Source organism: Gordonia zhenghanii, from assembly GCF_021738965.1.
In the GTDB taxonomy this organism is placed as follows: Bacteria; Actinomycetota; Actinomycetes; order Mycobacteriales; family Mycobacteriaceae; genus Gordonia; species Gordonia zhenghanii.
Genome location: NZ_JAKKOQ010000007.1, coordinates 87,044 through 109,196 on the forward strand (window position 1 = coordinate 87,044; position 22,153 = coordinate 109,196).

Annotated in this window: 25 protein-coding genes; 23 read left to right on the forward strand and 2 right to left on the reverse strand. The window is 68.3% G+C overall.

From position 1 onward, the window contains the following. Positions 1-4: 4 nt before the first annotated feature. The 20 genes from L5G32_RS09085 (at position 5) to groES (ending at position 18,184) form a co-directional block, all read left to right on the forward strand. The gene (locus L5G32_RS09085) at positions 5-1,684 is read left to right on the forward strand and encodes a (2,3-dihydroxybenzoyl)adenylate synthase (RefSeq protein WP_237010718.1); all 1,680 of its coding nucleotides are present in this window, start codon (positions 5-7) and stop codon (positions 1,682-1,684) included. Next, positions 1,681-3,201, forward strand: a complete 1,521-nt coding sequence (locus L5G32_RS09090) for an FAD-dependent monooxygenase (protein ID WP_237010719.1) — start codon at positions 1,681-1,683, stop codon at positions 3,199-3,201. The genes L5G32_RS09085 and L5G32_RS09090 overlap by 4 nt, the downstream gene beginning before the upstream one ends. Positions 3,202-3,217: 16 nt before the next feature. Further along, a complete protein-coding gene (locus L5G32_RS09095) occupies positions 3,218-3,970 on the forward strand; it encodes a TetR/AcrR family transcriptional regulator (RefSeq protein WP_237010720.1) in 753 nt (250 codons plus the stop codon). Positions 3,971-3,996: 26 nt separating this feature from the next. After that, positions 3,997-4,530, forward strand: coding sequence for a YceI family protein (locus tag L5G32_RS09100; protein WP_237010721.1), 534 nt, complete (start codon positions 3,997-3,999; stop codon positions 4,528-4,530). A 329-nt stretch (positions 4,531-4,859) separates the two neighbouring features. Next, a complete protein-coding gene (gene rplM / locus L5G32_RS09105) occupies positions 4,860-5,303 on the forward strand; it encodes a 50S ribosomal protein L13 (RefSeq protein ID WP_237010722.1) in 444 nt (147 codons plus the stop codon). Between the two features lie 38 nt (positions 5,304-5,341). Then, positions 5,342-5,815: a 30S ribosomal protein S9 gene (rpsI, locus tag L5G32_RS09110; protein ID WP_372491677.1), complete on the forward strand. Its 474-nt coding sequence runs from the start codon at positions 5,342-5,344 to the stop codon at positions 5,813-5,815. A gap of 14 nt (positions 5,816-5,829) precedes the next feature. Further along, positions 5,830-7,182: a phosphoglucosamine mutase gene (gene glmM / locus L5G32_RS09115; RefSeq protein WP_237010724.1), complete on the forward strand. Its 1,353-nt coding sequence runs from the start codon at positions 5,830-5,832 to the stop codon at positions 7,180-7,182. A gap of 76 nt (positions 7,183-7,258) precedes the next feature. Next, the gene (locus L5G32_RS09120; protein WP_237010725.1) at positions 7,259-7,558 is read left to right on the forward strand and encodes a hypothetical protein; all 300 of its coding nucleotides are present in this window, start codon (positions 7,259-7,261) and stop codon (positions 7,556-7,558) included. After that, on the forward strand, positions 7,555-8,142 hold the full coding sequence (locus L5G32_RS09125) for a hypothetical protein (RefSeq protein ID WP_237010726.1): 588 nt from the start codon (positions 7,555-7,557) through the stop codon (positions 8,140-8,142). The genes L5G32_RS09120 and L5G32_RS09125 overlap by 4 nt, the downstream gene beginning before the upstream one ends. Beyond that, entirely contained in the window at positions 8,139-8,324 is a 186-nt protein-coding gene (locus L5G32_RS09130; RefSeq protein ID WP_237010727.1) for a hypothetical protein, read from the forward strand. Before L5G32_RS09125 ends, L5G32_RS09130 begins: the two co-directional genes overlap by 4 nt. A gap of 82 nt (positions 8,325-8,406) precedes the next feature. Further along, a complete protein-coding gene (locus tag L5G32_RS09135; protein WP_237010728.1) occupies positions 8,407-9,306 on the forward strand; it encodes a dienelactone hydrolase family protein in 900 nt (299 codons plus the stop codon). 18 nt (positions 9,307-9,324) lie between these two features. After that, positions 9,325-11,187, forward strand: coding sequence for a glutamine--fructose-6-phosphate transaminase (isomerizing) (glmS, locus tag L5G32_RS09140; RefSeq protein ID WP_237010729.1), 1,863 nt, complete (start codon positions 9,325-9,327; stop codon positions 11,185-11,187). 16 nt (positions 11,188-11,203) lie between these two features. Next, positions 11,204-12,661, forward strand: coding sequence for an NAD(P)H-hydrate dehydratase (locus L5G32_RS09145; RefSeq protein ID WP_237010730.1), 1,458 nt, complete (start codon positions 11,204-11,206; stop codon positions 12,659-12,661). Positions 12,662-12,666: 5 nt separating this feature from the next. After that, positions 12,667-13,863, forward strand: coding sequence for an alanine racemase (gene alr / locus L5G32_RS09150; RefSeq protein WP_237010731.1), 1,197 nt, complete (start codon positions 12,667-12,669; stop codon positions 13,861-13,863). After that, entirely contained in the window at positions 13,856-15,043 is a 1,188-nt protein-coding gene (locus L5G32_RS09155) for an alpha/beta fold hydrolase (RefSeq protein ID WP_237010732.1), read from the forward strand. Before alr ends, L5G32_RS09155 begins: the two co-directional genes overlap by 8 nt. After that, complete coding sequence (tsaE, locus tag L5G32_RS09160; protein ID WP_237010733.1) at positions 15,036-15,503, forward strand: tRNA (adenosine(37)-N6)-threonylcarbamoyltransferase complex ATPase subunit type 1 TsaE; 468 nt, start codon at positions 15,036-15,038, stop codon at positions 15,501-15,503. Before L5G32_RS09155 ends, tsaE begins: the two co-directional genes overlap by 8 nt. Next, positions 15,500-16,222 carry a tRNA (adenosine(37)-N6)-threonylcarbamoyltransferase complex dimerization subunit type 1 TsaB gene (gene tsaB / locus L5G32_RS09165; RefSeq protein WP_237010734.1) on the forward strand — a complete coding sequence of 241 codons (723 nt, stop codon included), beginning with the start codon at positions 15,500-15,502 and terminating at the stop codon, positions 16,220-16,222. The genes tsaE and tsaB overlap by 4 nt, the downstream gene beginning before the upstream one ends. After that, positions 16,215-16,709, forward strand: coding sequence for a ribosomal protein S18-alanine N-acetyltransferase (rimI, locus tag L5G32_RS09170; RefSeq protein WP_308192026.1), 495 nt, complete (start codon positions 16,215-16,217; stop codon positions 16,707-16,709). The genes tsaB and rimI overlap by 8 nt, the downstream gene beginning before the upstream one ends. Next, the gene (gene tsaD / locus L5G32_RS09175) at positions 16,706-17,734 is read left to right on the forward strand and encodes a tRNA (adenosine(37)-N6)-threonylcarbamoyltransferase complex transferase subunit TsaD (RefSeq protein ID WP_237010735.1); all 1,029 of its coding nucleotides are present in this window, start codon (positions 16,706-16,708) and stop codon (positions 17,732-17,734) included. The genes rimI and tsaD overlap by 4 nt, the downstream gene beginning before the upstream one ends. A gap of 153 nt (positions 17,735-17,887) precedes the next feature. Continuing rightward, positions 17,888-18,184, forward strand: coding sequence for a co-chaperone GroES (gene groES, locus L5G32_RS09180; RefSeq protein ID WP_237010736.1), 297 nt, complete (start codon positions 17,888-17,890; stop codon positions 18,182-18,184). A 224-nt stretch (positions 18,185-18,408) separates the two neighbouring features. Here the strand turns inward: groES and L5G32_RS09185 are convergent, their stop codons facing one another. Further along, positions 18,409-18,657, reverse strand: coding sequence for a WhiB family transcriptional regulator (locus tag L5G32_RS09185; RefSeq protein WP_265738875.1), 249 nt, complete (start codon positions 18,655-18,657; stop codon positions 18,409-18,411). Positions 18,658-19,129: 472 nt separating this feature from the next. Between L5G32_RS09185 and L5G32_RS09190 the strand changes: the two genes are divergently transcribed. The 3 genes from L5G32_RS09190 to L5G32_RS09200 all read left to right on the forward strand — a co-directional run bounded on the left by L5G32_RS09190 (position 19,130) and on the right by L5G32_RS09200 (position 21,493). Further along, the gene (locus L5G32_RS09190; RefSeq protein ID WP_237010737.1) at positions 19,130-19,954 is read left to right on the forward strand and encodes a hypothetical protein; all 825 of its coding nucleotides are present in this window, start codon (positions 19,130-19,132) and stop codon (positions 19,952-19,954) included. 121 nt (positions 19,955-20,075) lie between these two features. Further along, a complete protein-coding gene (locus L5G32_RS09195) occupies positions 20,076-20,651 on the forward strand; it encodes a sigma-70 family RNA polymerase sigma factor (RefSeq protein WP_237010738.1) in 576 nt (191 codons plus the stop codon). Then, positions 20,648-21,493: an anti-sigma-D factor RsdA gene (locus L5G32_RS09200; protein WP_237010739.1), complete on the forward strand. Its 846-nt coding sequence runs from the start codon at positions 20,648-20,650 to the stop codon at positions 21,491-21,493. Before L5G32_RS09195 ends, L5G32_RS09200 begins: the two co-directional genes overlap by 4 nt. Before the next feature lie 205 nt (positions 21,494-21,698). On the opposite strand, the gene L5G32_RS09205 is transcribed toward L5G32_RS09200, so the two are convergent. Continuing rightward, the gene (locus L5G32_RS09205; protein ID WP_237010740.1) at positions 21,699-22,088 is read right to left on the reverse strand and encodes a DUF5319 domain-containing protein; all 390 of its coding nucleotides are present in this window, start codon (positions 22,086-22,088) and stop codon (positions 21,699-21,701) included. Positions 22,089-22,153: the final 65 nt, after the last annotated feature.

Below are 22,153 nucleotides of genomic sequence, written 5' to 3' on the forward strand. Positions count from 1 at the left end.
TGACGTGACGGCATTCGACTGGGGTGGCCGCCTCGTGCCATACCCTGCTGACAGTGCGGCCGCCTACCGCACGAGCGGAGAGTGGAGCGATCTTCCGACCGGCCGGAGACTTCATGAGAGCGCAAGCCGATACCCGGACCGCACTGCGGTGATCACCGCGGAAGGCTCGCTGACCTACCGCGAACTCGACGAGCGGACCGACCAGATCGCGGCCGCATTTGGTGGCCGCGGGCTACGGCCGAACGATCCCGTGATATTTCAGGTGACGAACCGCTTGGCGACGGTTCTCGCCTGGTACGGCTGCCTCAAGGCCGGACTGATCCCGGTCGCGACGCTCGCGCAACACCGTATGCACGAGATCGGGCACATCGCTGGGAAGGTCCGCGCGGTGGCGCACATCGTCGAAGTCGGACTGTCGTTCGACTTGGTGGGCTTCGCTCGCGAGGTCGCTGAACAGCAGCCGACCATGGCGCACTTGTTCACGGTGCGCGACCTCGACGGCGTATCGGATCCTGAGCGGATCGAGGACCTCGGCACGGATATCGATCCTGTGCTCGCTCGAACGTTCGTCGAGGAGGTGGAAGCACGGATCGATCCGGCAGACGTCGTCGCGTTCCAACTCTCCGGCGGTACTACCGGAGTGCCCAAAGTGATCCCGAGGATTCACGCCGAATACTGGAACAACGGGTTGGCGTACGCGAAGGCGCTCGGGTGGACCGAGGAGTCTCGGGTCGGGCATCTGATCCCGATCATTCACAACGCTGGAGTCTCGTGTGCACTGCATGCGGCGCATTCCGTCGGTGCGGCACTGGTCCTAGCGAACCCGGAGCACGTCGCGGCGTTCGCTCTGATGGCTGATGTCGCAGTCACCGAGTTACTCATCGGACACGGTCACTACCGGGCGGTGCAGTCGAAGGACTTCGACCCGCTCCTCGCCACTCTTCGACACGTGGTGCTGTCGGGAGCGAAGGTGTCGGCAGATCTGTTCGCGCGGATGGAGGGGCACGGCGACCGTTGGGTCGGGCAGCTGTTCGGTATGTCGGAGGGCATGTTCACGGTATCTCCCCTCAATTCGCCCGCCGAGTTCCGGTCGTCAACTGTCGGGTGGTGCATTGCGTCGTCTGACGAGATTCGGATACTCGACCCGAGCAGTGAAGATCAGGTAGCGGTCGGGGAGGTCGGCGAGCTGTGCTGCCGTGGTCCCTACACGATCCGGGGATACTTCGACGCCCCCGATCACAACGCCACCGCCTTCACCTCAGACGGGTTCTATCGGACCGGTGATCTGGCGGCGATTCGGCTGGACGGTGCTCGCCCGAACCTGTCGATCGAAGGACGGATCAAAGACCTCATCAATAGAGGTGGCGAGAAGGTCAACGCCGAAGAGGTCGAGGTTCTGCTCATGCGGCATTCCGGAATCGCGGCCGCGGCCGTCGTCGCCATGCCCGACGAGCGTCTCGGCGAGAAAGCGTGCGCGTTCCTCGTCGCAGACGACACCGGAGTCGAACTGTCGATGGAACGGGTCCAGGCCCACCTGGACAGCCTCGGTGTCGCCAAATACAAGTGGCCCGAAAAGCTGGTCTGGTTGGCGGAACTGCCGACCACCAACGTGGGGAAGATCAATAAGAAGAGCTTGCGCGCCGACGCTGTCGCAATGCTCCAAGCAGAAGGAGTCCTATCGTGAGACTCGCCTCGATCGCAGTCCTCGGCGGCGGGCCAGGTGGCCTGTACGCAGCGCGGCTGCTCAAGATCAGCAACCCCGACGCTCGAGTAACGGTGTACGAGCAGGGGGACCCCGACAAGACCTTCGGGTTCGGGGTCGGCCTCGCGTCGCGAACTCAGCGAAACCTGCGGCTCGCGGACGAGGACTCGCTCGAGGCGATCGTCGCCGAATCGCACCCGCACGAGATGTCGATGAAGGTCGGTGACTCACACGTTCGGCTGGCGCATGGCGAACTGCTGGCGATCGGGAGAGCGACGCTCCTGTCGGTCCTGCAGCGATTCGCGAAGGACGCCGGCGTCGAATTGAAGTTCGGGAAGCGTGTCACCTTCGAGGACGTCAACGCGGACCTCATCGTCGCGGCGGACGGTATCAACAGTGCCACCCGCACCGAGATGGCCCACGAGTTCGGCCCGCATGTCACCCAAGGGGAAGGCCTGTATCTATGGTGTGGAACCGACTTCGCGCTGGAGAGTGCTGTCTTCACACCGGCGACCACGGAGCACGGCACGTTCGTCGCGCACGCGTATCCGTACACCGACGACGGAAGCACCTTCCTCATCGAGACGGACGAACAGACATGGCGCCGTGCGGGATTCGATGTGTCGACGAAGGAGACGCCCTTCGGGGAGAGCGATCAGACTTCGCTGGACTACCTGCGGGAGGCGTTCGCCGACCCGCTCCAAGGCCATCGGCTGATAGGTAATCGAACGAAGTGGACTCAGTTTCGAACGGTGCGCTGCGACTCGTGGCACACGCGGAACATCGTCCTGCTCGGCGACGCTGCGCACACGGCGCACTATTCGATCGGTTCGGGGACCAAACTCGCGATGGAGGATGCGATCGTCCTCGATCGAGCGTTGGCCGAGAACGACGATCTCGATTCGGCGTTCGCGGCGTATGAGGAAGCGCGCATGCCAGCCGTCGCTCACCTCCAGGCGATAGCCGAGCGCTCGATGGCCTGGTGGGACATGTTTCCAGAGCGGATGAATCTGCCTGTCGAGCAGTTGATGATCGCGTATATGACCAGGGCGGGGAAGGTCTCGCTGGAGAGGTTTGCCGAGTCGGCGGGGGAGGTCGTGAAGGCGGGTGCTGCTGCCTATGCTGGGTGTGCGCTCGATGAGGTTCCCCCACCTGCGAATCTGAACGAGTGGGCGCTGGGCCGACCGTCGGCAGGGAGGTCGGGCCGTATCGCCGACACCAGCCTGCGCGATGCGGACGGTACGACGACTCTCGAGATCACGGACCGTCCGTGGAGCGCAGACGTGAGCAGACTCCTGGCGGACCTTCCGGCGTCGTCGACGTTCTGGCTGACCGGTGCCGATGATCGCGAGTCGACACTCGATCGCCTCGACGTGGCCGAGCGGATCCGAATTCGCAGCGGCGCGGTCGTCGTCGTCGACGTCCCCGAACAGTTCCGTTCCGACGGGGTGGCCGGTGCCGTCAGTGAACGGGTCGATCTCATCTCGTTCACATCGTGAGGGATAATCGGGCCTCATGACCACTAATGGTGCTGATCAGGACGGTGTGGCGAGTGCCGGGGAGACCTCGACTCCTCGCCGTCGCGGCCGCCCGCGTGTCCGCCGCGAACTGGTGGAACGGGAGATCAAGGAGAACGCGGCGAGGCTCTTCGCGGAGAAGGGGGTTGCAGGTACCACCCTGCAGGACATCGCGGAAGCAACCGGTCTCACCCGCCAGGCGGTCTACCACTACGTAGCGAACAAAGACGATCTGTTCGCACAACTCGTCAATGAGATCGCGGACGAGCCGGCCCAATTGATGCATCAGGTCAACGAGATGGATCAATTGGGACCGCGCGAGAAGCTACAGCGAATGGCCGACCTACTCGCGGTTCAGCAGATGCGGAACGGTGACCGGTTCCGCCTCATGATCAGGTCTGAGTCGGACCTTCCCGAGGCGCTCGCACAGACCTACTCCGCGAGCCGCCGTGCCGTACTGAAGGAACTGATCACCGTCATCCGCGATGGAATCGGTGCGGGGGTTTTCCGCTCGGTCGATCCGCGCACGGCGGCCCTCGGCATCGTCGGCATGCTCAACTGGATCGCTTGGTGGCATCGGCCAGGTGACGACGAACGTGCTGTCGCCGCAGAACTCAGCGATATGGCCGTCCGCTCGGTCCTCGCCGACCAACCGTCGACATCGGTACCCAGTGTCCCGCGACTGATCCGCAGCATGCGCCAGGAACTCGACCAACTCGACCGCATGCTCGGGAGCGGCTCCGACTCCTGACGGGCCGGAGTCGTACCCTGGCTCTCATGACCACCACGACGTTCGGCCCCGACACCGGCGACCTGACCCTGCACACCGGCGTGGCCGGCAAGGCGTCGCGTACCGGCCACCGCCTGACCATCGGGTTCACCGACTGGTCCGCCACCGTCGACGGCGACGTGCCGTCGCAGGTGACCGTCCGCGTCGGCGTCCCCACCCTGCAGATCGTCTCCGGCGAAGGCGGGCTCACCCCGATGTCCGCGCCCGAACGGGGCGTCGCGCGCGGCAATGCCTTGAAGTCGCTGAAGGCCGACGACTTCGGCGAGATCACCTTCGTCTCGACCGACGTCAACGCGGACGGCGACGGCTACCGCGTCGACGGAACTCTCACCCTCGCGGGGAAATCACGCGATCACAGCGTCGTCGTCGCACCGGTGGGCGCCGGCGCCGACCGCCACGTCGTGGGGGAGACCACGGTCCGCCACTCCGACTTCGGCATCAAGCAGTACTCGGCGATGATGGGCGCGTTGAAAGTCGCCGACGAGGTGACCGTGCGGCTGGATCTCTCGGTCCCGGAGTAGGTGGCGGTGGGCGGGGGGGGGGGGGGGGGGGGGGGGGGGGGGGGCCCCCCCCCGGGGGGGCGGGGGGGGGGGGGGTGGGGGGGGGGGGGGGGGGGCGCGCCCCCCACACACAACCGTCGGGGGGGTGGTGTTTTTTGTTTCCCCCCCCCCCCCCCCCCCCCCCCCCCCACCCCTCCACGCCCGACACCCGTTTTGACCTGCACCGCCGCCGCCCCGTACTCTGGATCGCTGGCAGCGTGTGTAAAGCGCCCCCGGGTCCCTACTGGTCGCCGGGAATTTGCGTGCACGTCCCGCCTGACCAGCAACGAACGATCAAGTGAGGACCTACCGTGGCTACTTACAGCCCCAAGGCCGGTGACGTCACACGCACGTGGCACGTCATCGACGCCACCGATGTGGTGCTCGGCCGCCTCGCCGTGCAGAGCGCGAACCTGCTCCGCGGCAAGCACAAGCCGACCTACGCCCCGCACGTCGACGGCGGCGACTACGTCGTCATCATCAACGCTGAAAAGGTCGCTATCAGCGGCAACAAGCTGGACGACAAGCGCATCTACCACCACTCGGGTCACCCGGGCGGGCTGAAGTCGCGCTCCGTCGGTGAGGTCCTCGAGACCCGCCCGGATCGTCTCGTGGAGAAGGCTGTCAAGGGCATGATCCCGAAGAACAAGCTCGGTGACCAGATCGCCGCCAAGCTGAAGGTCTACGCAGGCCCGAACCACCCGCACGCGGCTCAGCAGCCCGTCCCCTTCGAGATCAAGCAGGTTTCCCAGTGAGCGAGAACGAGAACGTCGAGGTCGTCGCCGACGAGGAGATCGTCCTCGCCGACGGTGCATACACCTCTGAGTCGACCGAAGAGACCGCAGCCGAGTCAGCTCCGACCCGTGGACCCGTCGTCCTGGATCACCCGATCCAGACCGTCGGTCGCCGCAAGGAGGCGGTCGTCCGCGTCCGCCTGGTCGCAGGCACGGGTGACTTCACCCTCAACGGCCGCACCCTCGAGGACTACTTCCCCAACAAGGTCCACCAGCAGCTCATCAAGGCTCCGCTGGTGACCGTCGAGCGCACCGAGGCGTTCGACGTCCACGCTCGCCTCGTCGGTGGCGGCCCGTCGGGTCAGGCAGGCGCACTGCGTCTGGCTATCGCCCGCGGCCTCATCGAGGTCAGCCCCGAGGACCGCGCGGCCCTCAAGAAGGCTGGCTTCCTGACGCGTGACGCGCGTGCCGTCGAGCGTAAGAAGTACGGCTTGAAGAAGGCACGCAAGGCTTCGCAGTACAGCAAGCGCTGAGCGACTTCGCTACTGTGGCACGCCTTTTCGGCACCGACGGCGTCCGAGGCCGGGCCAACGACCAGCTCACTGCAGAGCTGGCGTTGCGCCTGGCTTCGGCCGCCGTTTCTGTTCTCGGTGCACATGCGAACTCCCGGTCCACCGACGCGGCGCAAGCCAGGCCACGGGTCGTGGTCGGTCGAGACCCCCGAGCTTCCGGCGAACTGCTCGAGTCCGCGCTCTGCGCGGGTCTCGCGGCCGCCGGTGCGGACGCGATCCGGGTCGGCGTCGTGCCGACGCCTGCGGTCGCGTTCCTGACAGCGGACTACAACGCCGACTTCGGCGTGATGATCTCCGCGTCCCATAATCCGATGCCGGACAACGGCATCAAGTTCTTCGCGGCAGGCGGCCACAAGCTGGCCGACCATGTCGAGGACGCGATCGAAGCGGTGATGGACGCTTCGGTGCCGCGTCCGACCGGTGCGGGAGTCGGGCGTCTGCATGACGCTCCCGACGCCGAAGCCCGGTACCTGAGTCACCTCGCGCGGTCGGTCGACGGCTCGCTCGAAGGTCTGACGATCGTGGTCGACGGCGCGAACGGCGCCGCGTCGACGGTCGGTCCGCACGCCTACGAGGCGGCGGGTGCGACGGTCATCGCGATCAACTGCGATCCCGACGGACTCAACATCAACGACCGCTGCGGTTCGACGCACCTCGACGTGCTGCAGGCCGCCGTCCTCGAGCACGGAGCCGATTTCGGTCTCGCGCATGACGGCGACGCCGACCGTTGCCTCGCGGTCGACTCGACGGGCGCCGTCGTCGACGGCGACAAGATCATGGCGATCCTCGCGCTCGACATGCATGAGCGCGGCGAGCTCACCGACGGCGTGCTGGTCGCGACCGTGATGAGCAATCTCGGCCTCCACATCGCGATGCGCCACGCCGGCATCGAGATGAAGGTGACCGGTGTCGGCGACCGCTACGTCCTCGAAGAACTCCGCAAGGGCGGCTACGCGTTGGGCGGCGAGCAGTCGGGGCACATCGTGATCCCGGCAGCGGGCACCACCGGCGACGGCGTGCTCACCGGGCTGCGTCTCGGAGCCCGGGTCGCGTCGACCGGCAAACGCCTCGCCGATCTCGCGAACGTCGTCACCGTTCTCCCGCAGGAGCTCATCAACGTTCCTGTCAGCGACAAGCACGCAGTGTCGTCGGCGAGCGCCGTACGGGACGCCGTGTCGATCGCCGAGCGCGAACTCAACGGGTCGGGCCGAATCCTGTTGCGTCCCTCGGGAACCGAACAGCTCGTCCGCGTGATGGTCGAAGCGGGTACCCCCGAGGACGCCCGCGGCATCGCCGAGCGAGTGGCCGCGGTAGTCGCCGACATCTGACGGGACGTCGTCTAGATCCGACACGCCCGGCGGGCGCCTCGTGGAACCGCGCCGTCGTCTGCTGCGTCAAAAGAGTATGAGGCAGATGGCGGGCGTCCACGTCGACTCTGACGGATTGATCGACCATACGGTGCGGCGAGCGACGCTCGCGTCGGATGCGGGGGACTGCGTCGCGGAACTGCGCGCAGGCGGGTTCGGCGCGTGGTGGCGAGACGGTCGGGACACCGGACTCGACGCTCGTCTGGCTGCTCTCGCCGACCGCCTCGAACACGCCGCCACCGGGGTCGACGATGCCGCGGGGCGGGTCCGACGCCATGCCGCCGAACTGTCGTCTGCGGACGACGCCGTCGCGCACGGACTCCGGAGCGGGCAATGATCGACGACCTGATCTCGATCCTCGACGTCGGGGCGGGAATGGGGCTCATCACCTACGACGCGGCTGTCGTCCGTGCACCGCACCACGACGTCGAGGCGTTCGACGCCGACGCCCTCGCCTCAGACGCTGTGCGCCTGCGGATGACGGTGGACCGTCTCGCCCCCGCAGCATCGACGGGAGTCTCGTTCGGGGAGCTGTGGTCGGGCCGGAGCGGCGACGCCGCGGGCGTCGTCCTCGCGTCGGCGACAGCGGGGGTGGACGCGGCCGTCGCCGAGATCCACGAGACGGCGACGGCTCTCGACACAGCGGCCTCGACGGTCGTCGACGTCGTCGGGCGGTACGCACGCGCCATGGAGACGGTCTGCGACCGGACGGTCGCGGGCACTGACGTCGATGCTCTGCAGGCCGCCGTTGCGGCGGGGTCGGTGGCACGTGACGACGTACGGGCCGAACTGATCGCACGCATCGAGTACGCGGACGCCGTCGGCCGCACCGTGACCCACGCGTTAGCCGATGTGGTGAGCGCTGTGACGAGCGACGCCGCGACGTCGGCGGGCGAACTCGTTCTGGCAGGCGGGCGATGAGCGCAGCCGGCCGGATCGCACGGACCGCCGACGCTGCGGCCGATGCACTCGACGACGCCGAACGCCGCTATCTGCTTCGACAACACACGCGCACCACGAACCCCTGTGCCATCGCTACCAACGACGACACGGTGATCGCGCCGCTTCTCGGACCGGCGATCGGGCGGCGTGCCCGGCGATGATCGCCCGGACTGAATCGTCCGCATCGACCCGACGGGCCGTGTCAGCGGGGTGCCCGGACGTCGGCGGGTTAGGGTAGGAACCGTGTTCGGGAAGAAACTGGTGGCTCCGCCGCCCGACAAACTGATGGCAGAACTCACTCGACGTGGACCCAACAAGGTGGACCGCGGCGACCTCCGCATCGTCGGAATGAGTGGCCAGATCTTCGGGCCGCGTACCGGGAATAAGCTGCCCGCTGTGGCGCTCGCGCACGACTGGCTCGCATCGAGTCCGCGGTACCGCGACCTCGTCTACCACCTCGCATCGTGGGGGATCGTCGTCGCTCTCCCGGACAGCCAGGACGGCGTCTTCCCATCGGACATCGAGCTCGCCACCGACCTGCGCGCGGCCGTCACCGTGCTGCGCAGCGTCCGCCTCGGCAACGGCGCCATCTCCGTCGACCCGCACCGCGTCGGCGTCGCGGGGCACGGCTTCGGCGCGGCCGCCGCGGTCCGTGCAGCGGCGGACACCGTCCTGTTGGGCCGTCCGCCGGTCGAACCGCGTTCGCTCACCGCACTGTTCCCGGCGCCGACCACGGCCGACCTGCTGCCGACCGCCAAGACGGTCACCGCGCAGTCGCTCGTGCTCGCCGCGGGCGGACAGCTCGACTCGATGACCGGAAACGCGCTCGCGCTGGCAGAGTCGCTCGGCGGCGATGTGGTGTTACGCACCATCGAGGACGCCGACAACCGCGGCCTGCTCGAGAAGCGCGGCATCAAGTCGCTCCTCGGCGTCAACGGCGCGGACAAGGCCACCCACCGCGCGGTCCGCGCCCAGCTCACGGGGTATCTCCTGCACACGCTGGGTGGCGACGACCGGTACGCGGCGTTCTCCGATTCGGACAAGACGATGGGCGAAGCAGTCGCCACATCGGCCGACGACGCCGAGCCCGCCGCGCTGGACCACCTGTCACAACTCCTGGGAGCGAAGCCTCCCAAGGAGTAGCCGGTACTCTTTTGAGTCATGTGCGGAATCGTTGGATACGTCGGCGCCCGTCCCGCGTTGGACATCGTCGTGGACGCTTTGCGTCGGATGGAGTACCGAGGCTACGACTCGGCCGGAGTCGCCATTCTGGACGGTGACGGAGGCCTGGCAGTCGAGAAGAAGGCCGGCAGGCTGGAGAACCTCGACAAGCAGATCGCCGAGGTCGGAGCCGACTCGCTGCGCGGCTCCACCGGCATCGGCCACACGCGGTGGGCGACGCACGGCAAGCCGACCGACCGCAACGCCCATCCGCATGTGAGCGCGGACGGCAAGCTCGCCGTCGTCCACAACGGCATCATCGAGAACTACTCGCCGCTGCGCGCCGAACTCGAGAACGCAGGCGTCGAGTTCCTGTCGGAGACCGACACCGAGACCGCCGCGCACCTGCTCGAACGCGAATACACCTCCGGTGACAACGCGGGCGACTTCGTGGCGAGCGCCTACGCGACCCTGCGTCGCCTCGAAGGCGCGTTCACGCTCGTGTTCACGCACTCCGACCATCCGGGCACGATCGTCGCGGCGCGTCGTTCCACCCCGCTCGTCGTGGGCGTCGGCGACGGCGAGATGTTCGTCGCGTCGGACGTGACCGCGTTCATCGAGCACACGCGCGACGCCGTGGAGCTCGGGCAGGACGAGGTCGTCGTCATCACCGCCGACAGCTACACGATCACCGACTTCGACGGCGCCGCGACCGGCGGCACCCCGTTCCACATCGACTGGGACCTCGCCGCCGCCGAGAAGGGCGGCTACGACTACTTCATGCTCAAGGAGATCGCCGAGCAGCCCGAAGCACTCCAGAGCACCATGTCGGGGCATCTGCAGGACGGTCGCATCGTCCTGGACGAGCAGCGTCTGACCGACCAGGATCTGCGCGACGTCGACAAGGTCTTCGTCGTCGCCTGCGGTACGGCGTACCACGCAGGCCTGATCGCCAAGTACGCGATCGAGCACTGGACGCGCCTGCCCGTCGAAGTGGAGCTCGCCAGCGAATTCCGTTACCGCGACCCGGTTCTGGGTCGGTCGACGCTCGTCGTCGCGATCAGCCAGTCGGGCGAGACGGCGGACACCCTCGAGGCGGTCCGCCACGCCAAGGACCAGAAGGCGCGCGTCCTCGCGATCTGCAACACCAACGGAGCCCAGATCCCGCGCGAGTCCGACGCAGTGCTGTACACGCACGCCGGCCCGGAGATCGGCGTCGCGTCCACCAAGTGCTTCCTCGCGCAGATCGCCGCCGCCTACCTGGTCGGGCTGGCTCTCGCGCAGGCGCTCGGCACCAAGTACCAGGACGAGGTGATCCGCGAGTTCACTGAGCTCGAGCAGATCCCGGCAGCGGTCAGCACCGTCCTGGAGCAGATGGAGCCGGTCCGCGAGTTGGCCCGCGAGTTCGCGTCGAGCGACACGGTCCTGTTCCTGGGCCGTCACGTGGGCTACCCGGTGGCGCTCGAGGGCGCGTTGAAGCTCAAGGAGCTCGCGTACATCCACGCCGAGGGATTCGCTGCCGGCGAGCTCAAGCACGGTCCGATCGCGCTGATCGAGGACGGTCTCCCGGTGATCATCGTGATGCCGTCGCCGACCGGTCGCGCGCTGCTGCACTCCAAGATGGTCAGCAACATCCGCGAGATCCAGGCGCGCGGTGCCACGACCATCGTGATCGCCGAACCCGACGACGAGGCCGCGGCCGCCGTCGCCGACCACCTGATCCCGATCCCGGCGACGCCGACGCTCCTGCAGCCGCTGGTGTCCACGGTGCCGTTGCAGGTGTTCGCCGCGACCGTCGCGCAATCGCGCGGGTACGACGTCGACAAGCCGCGAAACCTGGCCAAGTCGGTCACCGTCGAGTAGCGATGGCGAACCCGTCGTGATCGGATACCACACCGCGGACGCGATCCGGGACGCTGAACGCGCCACCGGACCGCTGCTGACCGACGGTGTGCTGATGGCGCGGGCCGCCTACGGTCTCGCGTCGACCGTCCTCGACGAACTGCGACGACGCTGCGGCCACGTCTACGGCACCACCGTGGTGCTCGTGGTCGGCGCAGGCGACAACGGCGGCGATGCCCTCTACGCGGCCCGGCACCTGCGTCGACGCGGGGTCCGGGTACGTGCCGTCCTCACCGCGCCCGAGCGGGCACACGCCGGCGGCCTCGCCGACTTCCGGGCGGCGGGCGGAACCCTGACCGACACCGCGGCCGACGCCGACCTCGTGGTGGACGCGATCGTCGGCCTCGGCGGGCATGGTCCGCTGCGTGAGCCCGCCGCGACCGTCATGGCCGACGTCGCATCGGCACGCGTCCCCGTCGTGGCCGTCGACGTTCCGTCCGGCGTGGACCCGGACACCGGGAAGGTCCACACCCCGTCGGTACGTGCGGACGCGACCGTCACGTTCTCGCTGCGCCGTCTCGCGCACCTGTACGCGGCGCCGTCGTGCGGGGAGATCACGGTGCGCGACATCGGGATTCCCGAACCCGAGCGCCCAGAACTCGTCTCTCCGTCCGACGTCGAGACCGCCGACGCGTGGCCGCTGCCCGGACCGACTGACGACAAGTACTCGCAAGGCGTCGTCGGCATCATCGCCGGTTCGACGCGGTATCCGGGCGCCGCGGTGCTCGCCACGACCGCCGCCATCGCGGCAACCTCGGGCCTGACGCGGTACGTCGGCCCGGCGGCTGAACATGTCCTCGCACACCGCCCCGAGGCGGTCGCCGTCACCGATTTCGCCGACGCCGGACGAGTGCAGGCCTGGGTGTTCGGTCCCGGCGCCGGCACCGATGATGCGGCGGCGGACCTGCTGAGTCGTGTCTTCGCCGACGATGTGCCGGTTCTCGTCGATGCGGACGGGCTGACCGTCCTCGCTGGCGACGCCGCGCTCCGGGACATGGTCCGGTCCCGATCGGCGCCCGTTCTGCTGACTCCGCACGCCGGTGAGTTCGCGCGGCTCGTCCGCGCTGTGGGCAGCGCGGCCGCCGACCTTCTCGACACAGACCGTCTCGCGGCGGTCCGAATTCTGGCCGCTGACCTGGGCGCGACGATCCTGCTCAAGGGTCGTGTCACGCTCGTCGCCGACCCCGACGGCGAGACGTGGGCCACGGACGCGGGCTCGTCCTGGGCGGCCACCGCCGGGTCGGGCGACGTCCTGTCGGGCATCGCCGGAGCACTTCTCGCCGCAGGTCGAGCGCCACGCGAGGCCGGAACGTTTGCGGCGCGGTTGCATGCGCGCGCCGCCGCGCTGGCGAGCGGTGGAGCACCGATCGGAGCGTCCGACCTCGTCGCAGCGGTCGCGCCAGCGCTGCGCGAACTGATGCATTTGCGACAATAGAAGTGATGACCACTGCAAATCTGATCGCCACCGTCGACCTCGACGCCATCGCGCACAACGTGGGAGTTCTCCGCGAGCGTTCCGGCGCCGGGGTCATCGCCGTGGTCAAGGCCGACGGATACGGACACGGCGCACTGCCGGTGGCCCGCACCGCCCTGACCGCGGGTGCGCAGTCGCTGGGCACCGCGAGCATCCGCGAGGCTCGGGAACTGCGGGCAGGCGGACTCACCGGACACATCACCGCGTGGCTGCACCGGCCCGACGCCGACTTCGCCGGGGCCGTCGCCGACGGCATCGACATCGCCGTCTCGTCTCGACGTCAGCTGGCAGCGGTGCTCGACGCGGCCCGCGCCGCAGGGACGCGCGCGATCGTGTCGGTGAAGGTCGACACCGGGCTCGGTCGCAGCGGCGTCGCCCGCGAGGAGTGGGACGACGCCGCCGCCGACATCGCGCGCGCCGTCGCCGACGGGGCCGTCGAACTCCACGGCGTGATGTGCCACTTGGCATTCGGCGACGAACCCGACCATCCGCACAACGATCTCCAGGCACAGCGGCTCGACGCGGCCGTCGCCGACCTCACCAGGCTCGGTGCGCCGCCCGCGGTGGTGCACATGTCCAATTCGCCTGCCGCCCTTACTCGCCCGGACCTCTCGCGTGATCTGGTTCGTCCGGGCATCGCGATGTACGGCTACTCGCCGATCCCGTCGATGGGCGACTTCGGTCTGATCCCGGCGATGACTCTGGAGTCCCAGGTCACGATGGTCAAGAAGGCCGACTCGGGGCAGGGCGTCTCTTACAACCACACCTGGCATGCGCCGTCGGACACCGTGATCGGTGTGATCCCGGCTGGATACGCCGACGGCGTGCCGCGGATGCTGTCCGGCAAGCTGCAGGTCCACATCGGCGACCGGCTGTTCCCGAACGTCGGCCGCATCTGCATGGATCAACTGGTGGTCGACCTCGGGCCCGACGGCGGGGGCGTTCGCGAAGGCGATCGCGCCGTGCTGTTCGGACCCGCGTCCGCAGCCGGCGGCGCGCCGGTGCCGACTGCCACCGACTGGGCCGACGCGCTCGGCACCATCGACTACGAGATCGTCTCGCGGATCGGTTCACGACCGGAGCGCCGCTACACAGGGGGACCGGCTGCCGCGCAGCCGGAGTGTGCAGCGGCGGGCCACACTCAGGGGGATGCACATGGATGAACGCAGCGAACGGGTTCGACCGGCATGGCGATCGGGGCTCGCGCAGGTCGGCACGCTCGGCAAAGACGTGGCCGGCGGTGTGGTGCGGCGCCGCCGCGTCCGCCGGACCACCGGGATCGATCCGCACCGTGACGTCGACTTCACCGCGATGTACCGCGACGAGGCGTCAACCGTGACCGCCGACGACGGTGTCGCTCTCGCGGTCCGCTCGGTGACCACCGGACCGGAGATCGACGCGGACGGACAGTCGTGGGGACGCACGTCGACCCCCGAACTCACGGTGATCTTCGTCCACGGCTTCACGCTGCGGATGGCGTCCTGGCACTTCCAGCGGTACGGCCTCGCGCAACGGTGGGCCGACCGCCGCATCAAGATGGTGTTCTTCGACCAGCGCGGGCACGGCGCCAGCGATCTGGTGTCGCGTCCCAGTTCGACGATGGCGCAGCTCGGTGACGACCTCGACGCCGTCATCCGAGCCATGGCGCCGACCGGGCCGGTGATCCTCGTCGGGCATTCGATGGGCGGCATGTCGATCATGTCGCTCGCCCGCAGGCACTCGAACCTGTTCGGCCACCGCGGGCGCATCGCGGGCGTCGGCCTCGTGTCGACGGCGGTCCGCGGGATCACCGAGACCGGGCTCGGCGAAGGTCTGAACAATCCGATCGTCGACGCCCTGCGACTCTCGGTCCGCTACGTTCCGCGCGCCGTCCAAGCCGGACGCGGATTCACCCGCCGCGCAGTGGAACCCGTGCTCATCGCGGCGAGCTTCGGACCCGACTACTACAGTCCCGCCGCGGGCCGCGCCGTGGAGAAGATGATCCAGAACACCCACATCGGCACTATGGTGAACTTCCTCAAGGCGTTGGAGAGCCACGACGAGTCGACGGCGCTGCCCGTCCTCGCACAGGTGCCGACCGTCGTCATCGCCGGCGACTACGACCGCCTGACACCGCTGCCCAACTCGCTGCGCATGTACGCCGAACTCGGAGCCGACTCGCGGTTGGTCGTCGCCGAGGGGTGCGGACACATGCTCCCGATCGAGGCGCCCGACCTGGTCGACGACGGCATCGACGACCTCGTGTCGCGCTCGCGCCTCGCGTTGGGACGACCATTGACCCCCGCACGCAGTCGCACGCGTAAGCGGACCACCGAATCGGTCGGGCAGGCAGGCGATGACTGACCGACTCGGCGGGAGCCGCGATCTGCCCGACACCGCCGACACCGAAGCGTTGGGGCGCGAACTCGCCGCAGACCTGCGGGCGGGCGACCTGGTGATCCTCGACGGTCCGCTCGGCGCGGGGAAGACCGCCCTCACCCGCGGGATCGGCGCCGGTCTGGGCGTCACCGGGCGCGTGTCGTCGCCGACGTTCATCATCGCCCGCCAGCACGCGTCCGGCGGCGACGGACGGCCCGGCATGATCCACGTCGACGCGTATCGTCTCGCCGACGCGAACGGGACCGCGACCCTCGACGACCTCGACGCGCTCGACCTCGACACCGATCTCGCCGACAGCGTGGTGGTCGTCGAGTGGGGCGAAGGCGTCGCCGAACGACTGACCGACGAACATCTGCTGGTGCGACTGCGCCGCGACGACGATTCCGAGACACGGCGCGCCGTGTGGGAGTGGGTGAGCACATGAGCGGTGAGCGGACCGTTCTGACGCGAACGGTATTGGCGATCGACACGGCCACCGAGACGGTCGTCACCGGGGTGGTGCGGTTGCCGGCCGTCGGCGCCCCGACGACGCTCGCCGAGCGCACCGTCCACGACCACCGTCGGCACGCCGAGATTCTGACGACCCTCATCAGCGAGGTGCTCGACGAGGCATCGGTCGCCGGAGCCGACCTCGACGCCGTGGTCGTCGGCGTGGGTCCCGGACCGTTCACCGGCCTGCGGGTGGGACTCGCGACGGCGTCGGCGTACGGCGACGCGCTCGGCCTGCCGGTATACGGCGTCTGCTCACTCGATGCGCTCGCCGCCGTCGCCGACGGTGCGTCCGCGCTCGTGGTGACCGACGCGCGTCGCCGCGAGGTCTATTGGGCGCGGTACTCCGTCGGACAGCGGGTCGCGGGCCCGGAGGTCGCGGCACCCGCGACAGTCGCCGAGGCCGTCGCGCAGGAGCCTGTCGCCCTCGTGGTGGGGCCGCCGACGTTCACCGAACCGATCGCCGCAGGCCGCGTACCGGAGATCGGCGCCACCTATCCGACGGTCGACGCCCTCGCCGCCGCGGCGTTCCCCGACATCGCAGGCGGCACCGCTCCGGGTCCGCTGGAGCCGATGTACCTGCGTCGTCCCGACGCCGTCGAGTTGAAGGACCAGCGTCGCAAGTCGCTGTTGCCGGTGACCGACGGTGCCTGATAACCGCATCAGTGCGCTGACGCCGTCCGATCTGCCGCGCTGCGCGGAGCTCGAAGCGCAGATGTTCGCGGGCGACTCGCCGTGGCCGCTCGCCGGCTTCGTCGCCGAGCTGCGCGCCGACCACAACCAGTACTTCGCCGCGCGCGCAGACGACGGGACGCTCGTCGGCTACGCGGGCGTCAGCGTGCTCGGTCGGGTCGGGGACCGCGAATGCGAGGTCCACACGATCGCCGTCGACCCGGAGTACCAAGGCCACGGATACGGACGGGACTTGCTCGCCGCGCTGCTCGACGTCGCCGACCGAGAGGACGCGGCCGTGTTCCTCGAAGTCCGCACCGACAACGCGACCGCGATCGCGCTGTACGAACGCAACGGCTTCACGGTCGCCGGGACTCGGCGCAACTACTATCAGCCCTCCGGCGCGGACGCCTACACGATGGTGCGTCCGCCCGCGGGGGAGCAGCCCGCGAAGGAGGACCACTCGTGATCGTGATGGGCATCGAGAGTTCGTGCGACGAGACCGGCGTCGGCGTCGTCGACTGGGACGGCGAGACGGCGACCCTGTTGGCCGACGAGGTGGCCTCCAGCGTCGACGAGCACGCCCGGTACGGCGGCGTCGTCCCCGAAGTGGCGTCGCGCGCCCACCTGCAGGCGATGGTGCCGACCATGACGCGGGCCCGCGAAGCCGCCGGGATCGACCGGCCCGACGCGATCGCCGTGACCATCGGACCGGGCTTGGCCGGCGCGCTCCTGGTCGGTGTCGCCGCGGCCAAGGCGTACGCGCTCGCGTGGGACGTTCCGCTGTACGCGGTGAACCACCTCGGCGGCCATGTCGCCGTCGACACCCTCGAACACGGGCCGATGCCGTCGTCCGTCGCGCTGCTCGTCTCGGGCGGTCACACCCACCTGCTCGGCATCGACGACTTGTCGCAGCCGATCGTCGAGATGGGGACCACCGTCGACGACGCGGCAGGCGAGGCGTTCGACAAGGTGGCCCGACTGTTGGACCTCGGCTACCCGGGCGGTCCGGCGCTCGACGCCGCCGCGCAAGAGGGCGACCCGACGGCCATCGGGTTCCCGCGCGGCATGACCGGCCCCCGCGACGCCCCGTACGACTTCTCCTTCTCCGGCCTCAAGACCGCAGTGGCGCGTTTCGTGGAGCGCGAGGTCCGCGACGGCCGCGAGGTGTCGGTGCCCGATGTCGCGGCGTCGTTCCAGGAAGCTGTCGCAGATGTCTTGACTGCCAAGGCGATCCGTGCGTGCCAGGCGCGTGAGGTGAGCACCCTGGTGCTCGGCGGCGGTGCGACCGCCAACTCGCGGATCCGGTCGCTGGCGCAGGAGCGGACCGCAAAAGCAGGCATCGACCTGCGCGTTCCCAAACCGCGACTGTGCACCGACAACGGAGTCATGGTCGCGACGCTCGGCGCCCACGTGATCGGCGGCGGGGCTCCGGCGTCGCCGTTGACCGTGGCCACCGACCCCGGCATGTCGGTACAGATCAGCAAACTGTGACCGAAACTACCGCCAGGTGTTGAGAGCTGGCACTCGCATGGGTAGAGTGCTAGTTGGCTCTGGCGCTCCCGCCGCGGCACCCGCGACGACGTGGTGGTGCGCCTTCAAGAGCCGCGAACGTTATTCAATACACGAATGCAAAGGAATGACATCGTGGCGAGCGTGAACATCAAGCCGCTTGAAGACAAGATCCTTGTCCAGACCGTCGAAGCAGAGACCACCACTGCTTCTGGCCTGGTCATCCCCGATTCCGCCAAGGAAAAGCCCTCTGAGGGCAAGATTGTGGCAGTCGGACCGGGTCGCGTCAACGAGCAGGGCAACCGCGTCCCCGTCGACGTCGCCGAGGGCGACGTCGTCATCTACAGCAAGTACGGCGGCACCGAGGTCAAGTACGCCGGCGAGGATTACCTGATCCTCTCGGCCCGCGACATCCTCGCAGTGGTCAGCTGACCCCAGCTTCACAACGACGACGCCCCGCCGGTTTCCGGCGGGGCGTCGTCGTTGTCATCTGCTTACCGCTGGCCGAGCTTCTTCTGCCGGTCGAGCGCCTTTTGCCGGTCGAGCGAAGTCGAGACCCCCACCGCTGGTCGAGCGCTACTTACCGCTGGTCGAGCGGAGTCGAGACCACTACCGCCGGTCGACCCCCACGGCCGGTCGAGCGAAGTCGAGACCCCCTACGAAGCCCGACCCATCCGACGCTCCGGTGTACGCCGACGCATCAGGTTGCGCTCGGCCTCGGTGAGGCCGCCCCAGATGCCGTAGGGCTCGTCGACGGCCAGTGCGTGCGAGCGGCACTGCGTCAGCACGGGGCACTCGGCGCACACCTGCTTGGCGAGACGCTCACGCTGGGCGCGGGCCTGGCCGCGTTCGCCCTCGGGGTGGAAGAAGACTGAAGAATCGAGTCCGCGGCAGCTGCCGTGCATCTGCCAGTCCCAGAAATCGGAGTTCGGTCCGGGCAGTCGGTCGAGTGTGGTGATCAATCTGATGCTCCTACTTCTCGTACAAGACTCTGTCGTCTGTGCTCACGGTAGGGCGCTAATGAAAAGTGAGTCAAACGTCGATTGGCAGGGTTTTCCTCGTTGTTTAAGTGGTTCTCGGTGAACGATTGGGGTGTATTGAACCTCACGGTTTCTGGGTACGAGAACTGTCGTGTATTAGGGCTCCGACTGGCGCGTCTATCCGGCGCTGACCTGCATCGATATGGTCTTCATGGGTGTATGCCGTAGCGTGCTGGTCGCGTTCGGTGGCCGCGTCGACGACTACTCGGCAGACGGTCAAAGATGAATGATAGGCAAAGCGCGGGTAACCGTCGGTGGTGAGAGTCCACCGAATGATCACCTGTAGTTACGTGAATTTAATTATTCGCGTCGACGATATTCAAGTGAAAGGCGGCCAATGGGCTCGACGATTTCTCCGTGGTGGTCGAGCGCGCCGTGGTGGCCTGCACCGCAGTCTGCTCCCGACGGCGCCTCAGCGTGGGCGACGGCGGTCGATCTCGGTGCTCGTGGGTACGCGGCCGCCGCGCGGACTGAGTTGGACGACCTCGTCCGTGAGACGAGAGATCCGCGGGTGGCGTCGCTCGCTCTGTCTACTCGTGCGTCGCTCGTCCGTCAGGCCGGCGGTCATGCGGCGGCTCGCGCGGACGACGGACGCGCCTGTCGCCTTGTCGCCGAGCGTGCGCGAGACGCCGACGACCACTGGGCGTTCGCCGCGTGGCTCGACGGTCTGATCGGGCTCGCCGCCGACGGCCTCGGTGTCGGCGACTTCGGCGCTTCCCGCGCGCTGCTGGCGCGGGCAGGCGGAGTGCTCGCCGATCGGGAGGGTCGGGCAGGGGAGTGGATTACCGACGGACGGGTCCGTCTCCGGCACGCCTGGGTCGAGACTGAACTCGCCCTCTTCTCCGGTGACACGCCCGGGGCGGTCGAACCGCGGCAGCGTGCGCTCGACGTGGCCGTCGACGCGCCGTCGCCGCGGCACGTGATCAAGACCGAACTCATCGGCGCTGCCGTCACCGCCGCACACGGCGACACCCGGACAGCAGCGGCGATCGCCGTCGACTGTGAGAACCGTTGCAACACCTGGGGGTTGCTGCCGTTGCAGTGGGCTGCGGCGACGATGCTCGCCGGGGTCGGGCCCGACCCGGACGACGCTGCAGGTCGCGCGCGTGAGGCCGCCGATCGACTCGCCGCGCGGGGCATGCCCGTCACTCCGGCGGCATGACCATCGACCCGGGGTCGATACAGTGGTCGGGTGAATCTCGGGGAACGACCACCAGCCGACGGCGGCGTGACCCGAGACGTCCTTTTTTATCAACCCGTAACACTTCGAGACTCGATTGACGATGAAACTGACAGGTGATGCGTTGGGCCAGGCGGTCCGTGCGGCCGCTTCAGGCGACCGCGAAGCGCTCAGCTCAGTGCTCGAAAGTGTGCGGGAACCAGTCCTGCGTTACTGCCGAGCGCGGATGGGTGCCGGTGAACGGCATCTGTTCTCCGCTGACGATGTGGCTCAGGAGGTGTTGATGGCTGTGATGACGGCGTTGCCCCGGTATCAAGACCAGGGACGACCATTCATGGCTTTCGTGTACGGCATCGCCTCCCACAAGGTGGCCGACGCCATGCGCTCGGCCTCCCGAATCAAGGCTGACCCGGTCGACGAGATCCCCGAGAGAGTCGACTTCTCGAACGGTCCCGAACAGTCCGCGCTCGACTCGGACGCCGGCCGCCAGATGCGCCTGCTCCTGGAACAGTTGCCAGAGAAGCAGCGCGAGATCCTGGTGCTGCGTCTCGTCGTCGGACTGTCGGCCGAGGAGACCGCGGACATGGTCGATTCGAGCCCTGGCGCAGTCCGCGTCGCTCAGCACCGTGCGCTTACGAAACTCAAAAAACTCGTCACACAGGGAGGTGGGCGTCGATGAACCGCTGGCGTGATCAGCACGACTCCCACGACGGTGAGCCCGTCGATCTCGGCGCCGTCGGTCACGACGACGCATTCATCAGCGATCTGGGCATCGGCCGTCCGACACCTGTCGCCGACGATTCCGAGTACCAACTCGCCGCCATGATCACTTCGTGGCGGATGGATGCGCTCAGCGCGCCGATCCCCGCGGAGCCGACGCTCGCGCAGGTCGACGCAGCCGTCGCTGTGCAGCGTGGTCGCGGCTCGATGTCGCGCCGTCTGCGCATCGTCTCGGGCGCTGCCGCGATCCTCGCCGTCTTCGGCGCAGGCCTCATGGTGATGTCCGAGGGCGCCGAGCCCGGCGACCCGCTGTGGAGCGTCAAGCAGGTCGTCTTCTCCGAGCAGGCCAAGCAGACGCAGGCCCGCGTGAACGTCGAAGACAACCTCGATGCTGCGAAGGCCGCGTACGAGGCAGGCGACGAGCAGATGGCGCGCACGTACATCGCTCGCGCCGAGGCAGAGCTCGGTCCTATTGGCGACGCCAACATGATCGCGAATCTGCGTGACCGGATCGCCGATCTGCGTCACGACGAGGATCCGGGCTCGGGCGACAAGGCTCGTGCCACTGTCCTTGAGGCTCCGACGTCGGACTCCACGGCTCCGACGACGACCGACGAGTCGACGTCGACGACGCCGTCCGACAAGCCGACCGACCCGTCGACCAAGCCGACGTCTCCGTCGAGTCCGTCCACGTCGCCTTCGAAGCCGACCACGACGAGCCCGTCAGAGACGAAGTCCACGACGTCGCCCCGGCCCACCGGGACCGCCTCGATGACTCTCCAGATCGAGCCCCCGCGCTAGTTCCTCTGCTGCTGGTCGAGCGGAGTCGAGACCGCCGGTCGAGCTCCGCCCGCCGGTCGAGCGGACCCGAGACCCTCACGCTGGTCGAACGGACCCGAGACCCTCACGCTGGTCGAGCGAAGTCGAGGCCCTCACGCCGGTCGAGCTACTCACGCCGGTCGAGCGAAGTCGAGGCCCCCACGCTGGTCGAGCGGAGTCGAGACCCCTACAACCGCGGTTCGTTGTACCGAAAAACGGCGTCGGTGTATCCGCGGCAGTAGTCCCAGGTGACGTAGTCCTCGGGGTGCGGGTCGACGGCGGGCTCGTGCGGTCGGACGCTGCCGTCGCGCAGGAGCTGATTCAGGTTGGCGCGGAGCATGTCCCAGTCGTGATAGTGGTCTTCGCGGCAGTCTTCGCAGATGACGACGAGGCCGAGGACGCCGCGCGGCGCGAGCAGACGCTCGTAGACGTCGAGGTCGGCGAGATCCTCGTGGACGGCTTCGCGCTCGACGTCGTCCAACGGGATGCCCGGTTCGAGATCCTCGAGTCCCGCGGCAGGATCGCTCGGGTCATCGGCGAACGGGTCCGGCGGAAGTCCGGGGAAATGGTCATGCACAGCTCCACCGTAGCCGATGAAAGGCCCCGGATGGCGCACCGTCTGGTACTCGGTACGATGGTCAG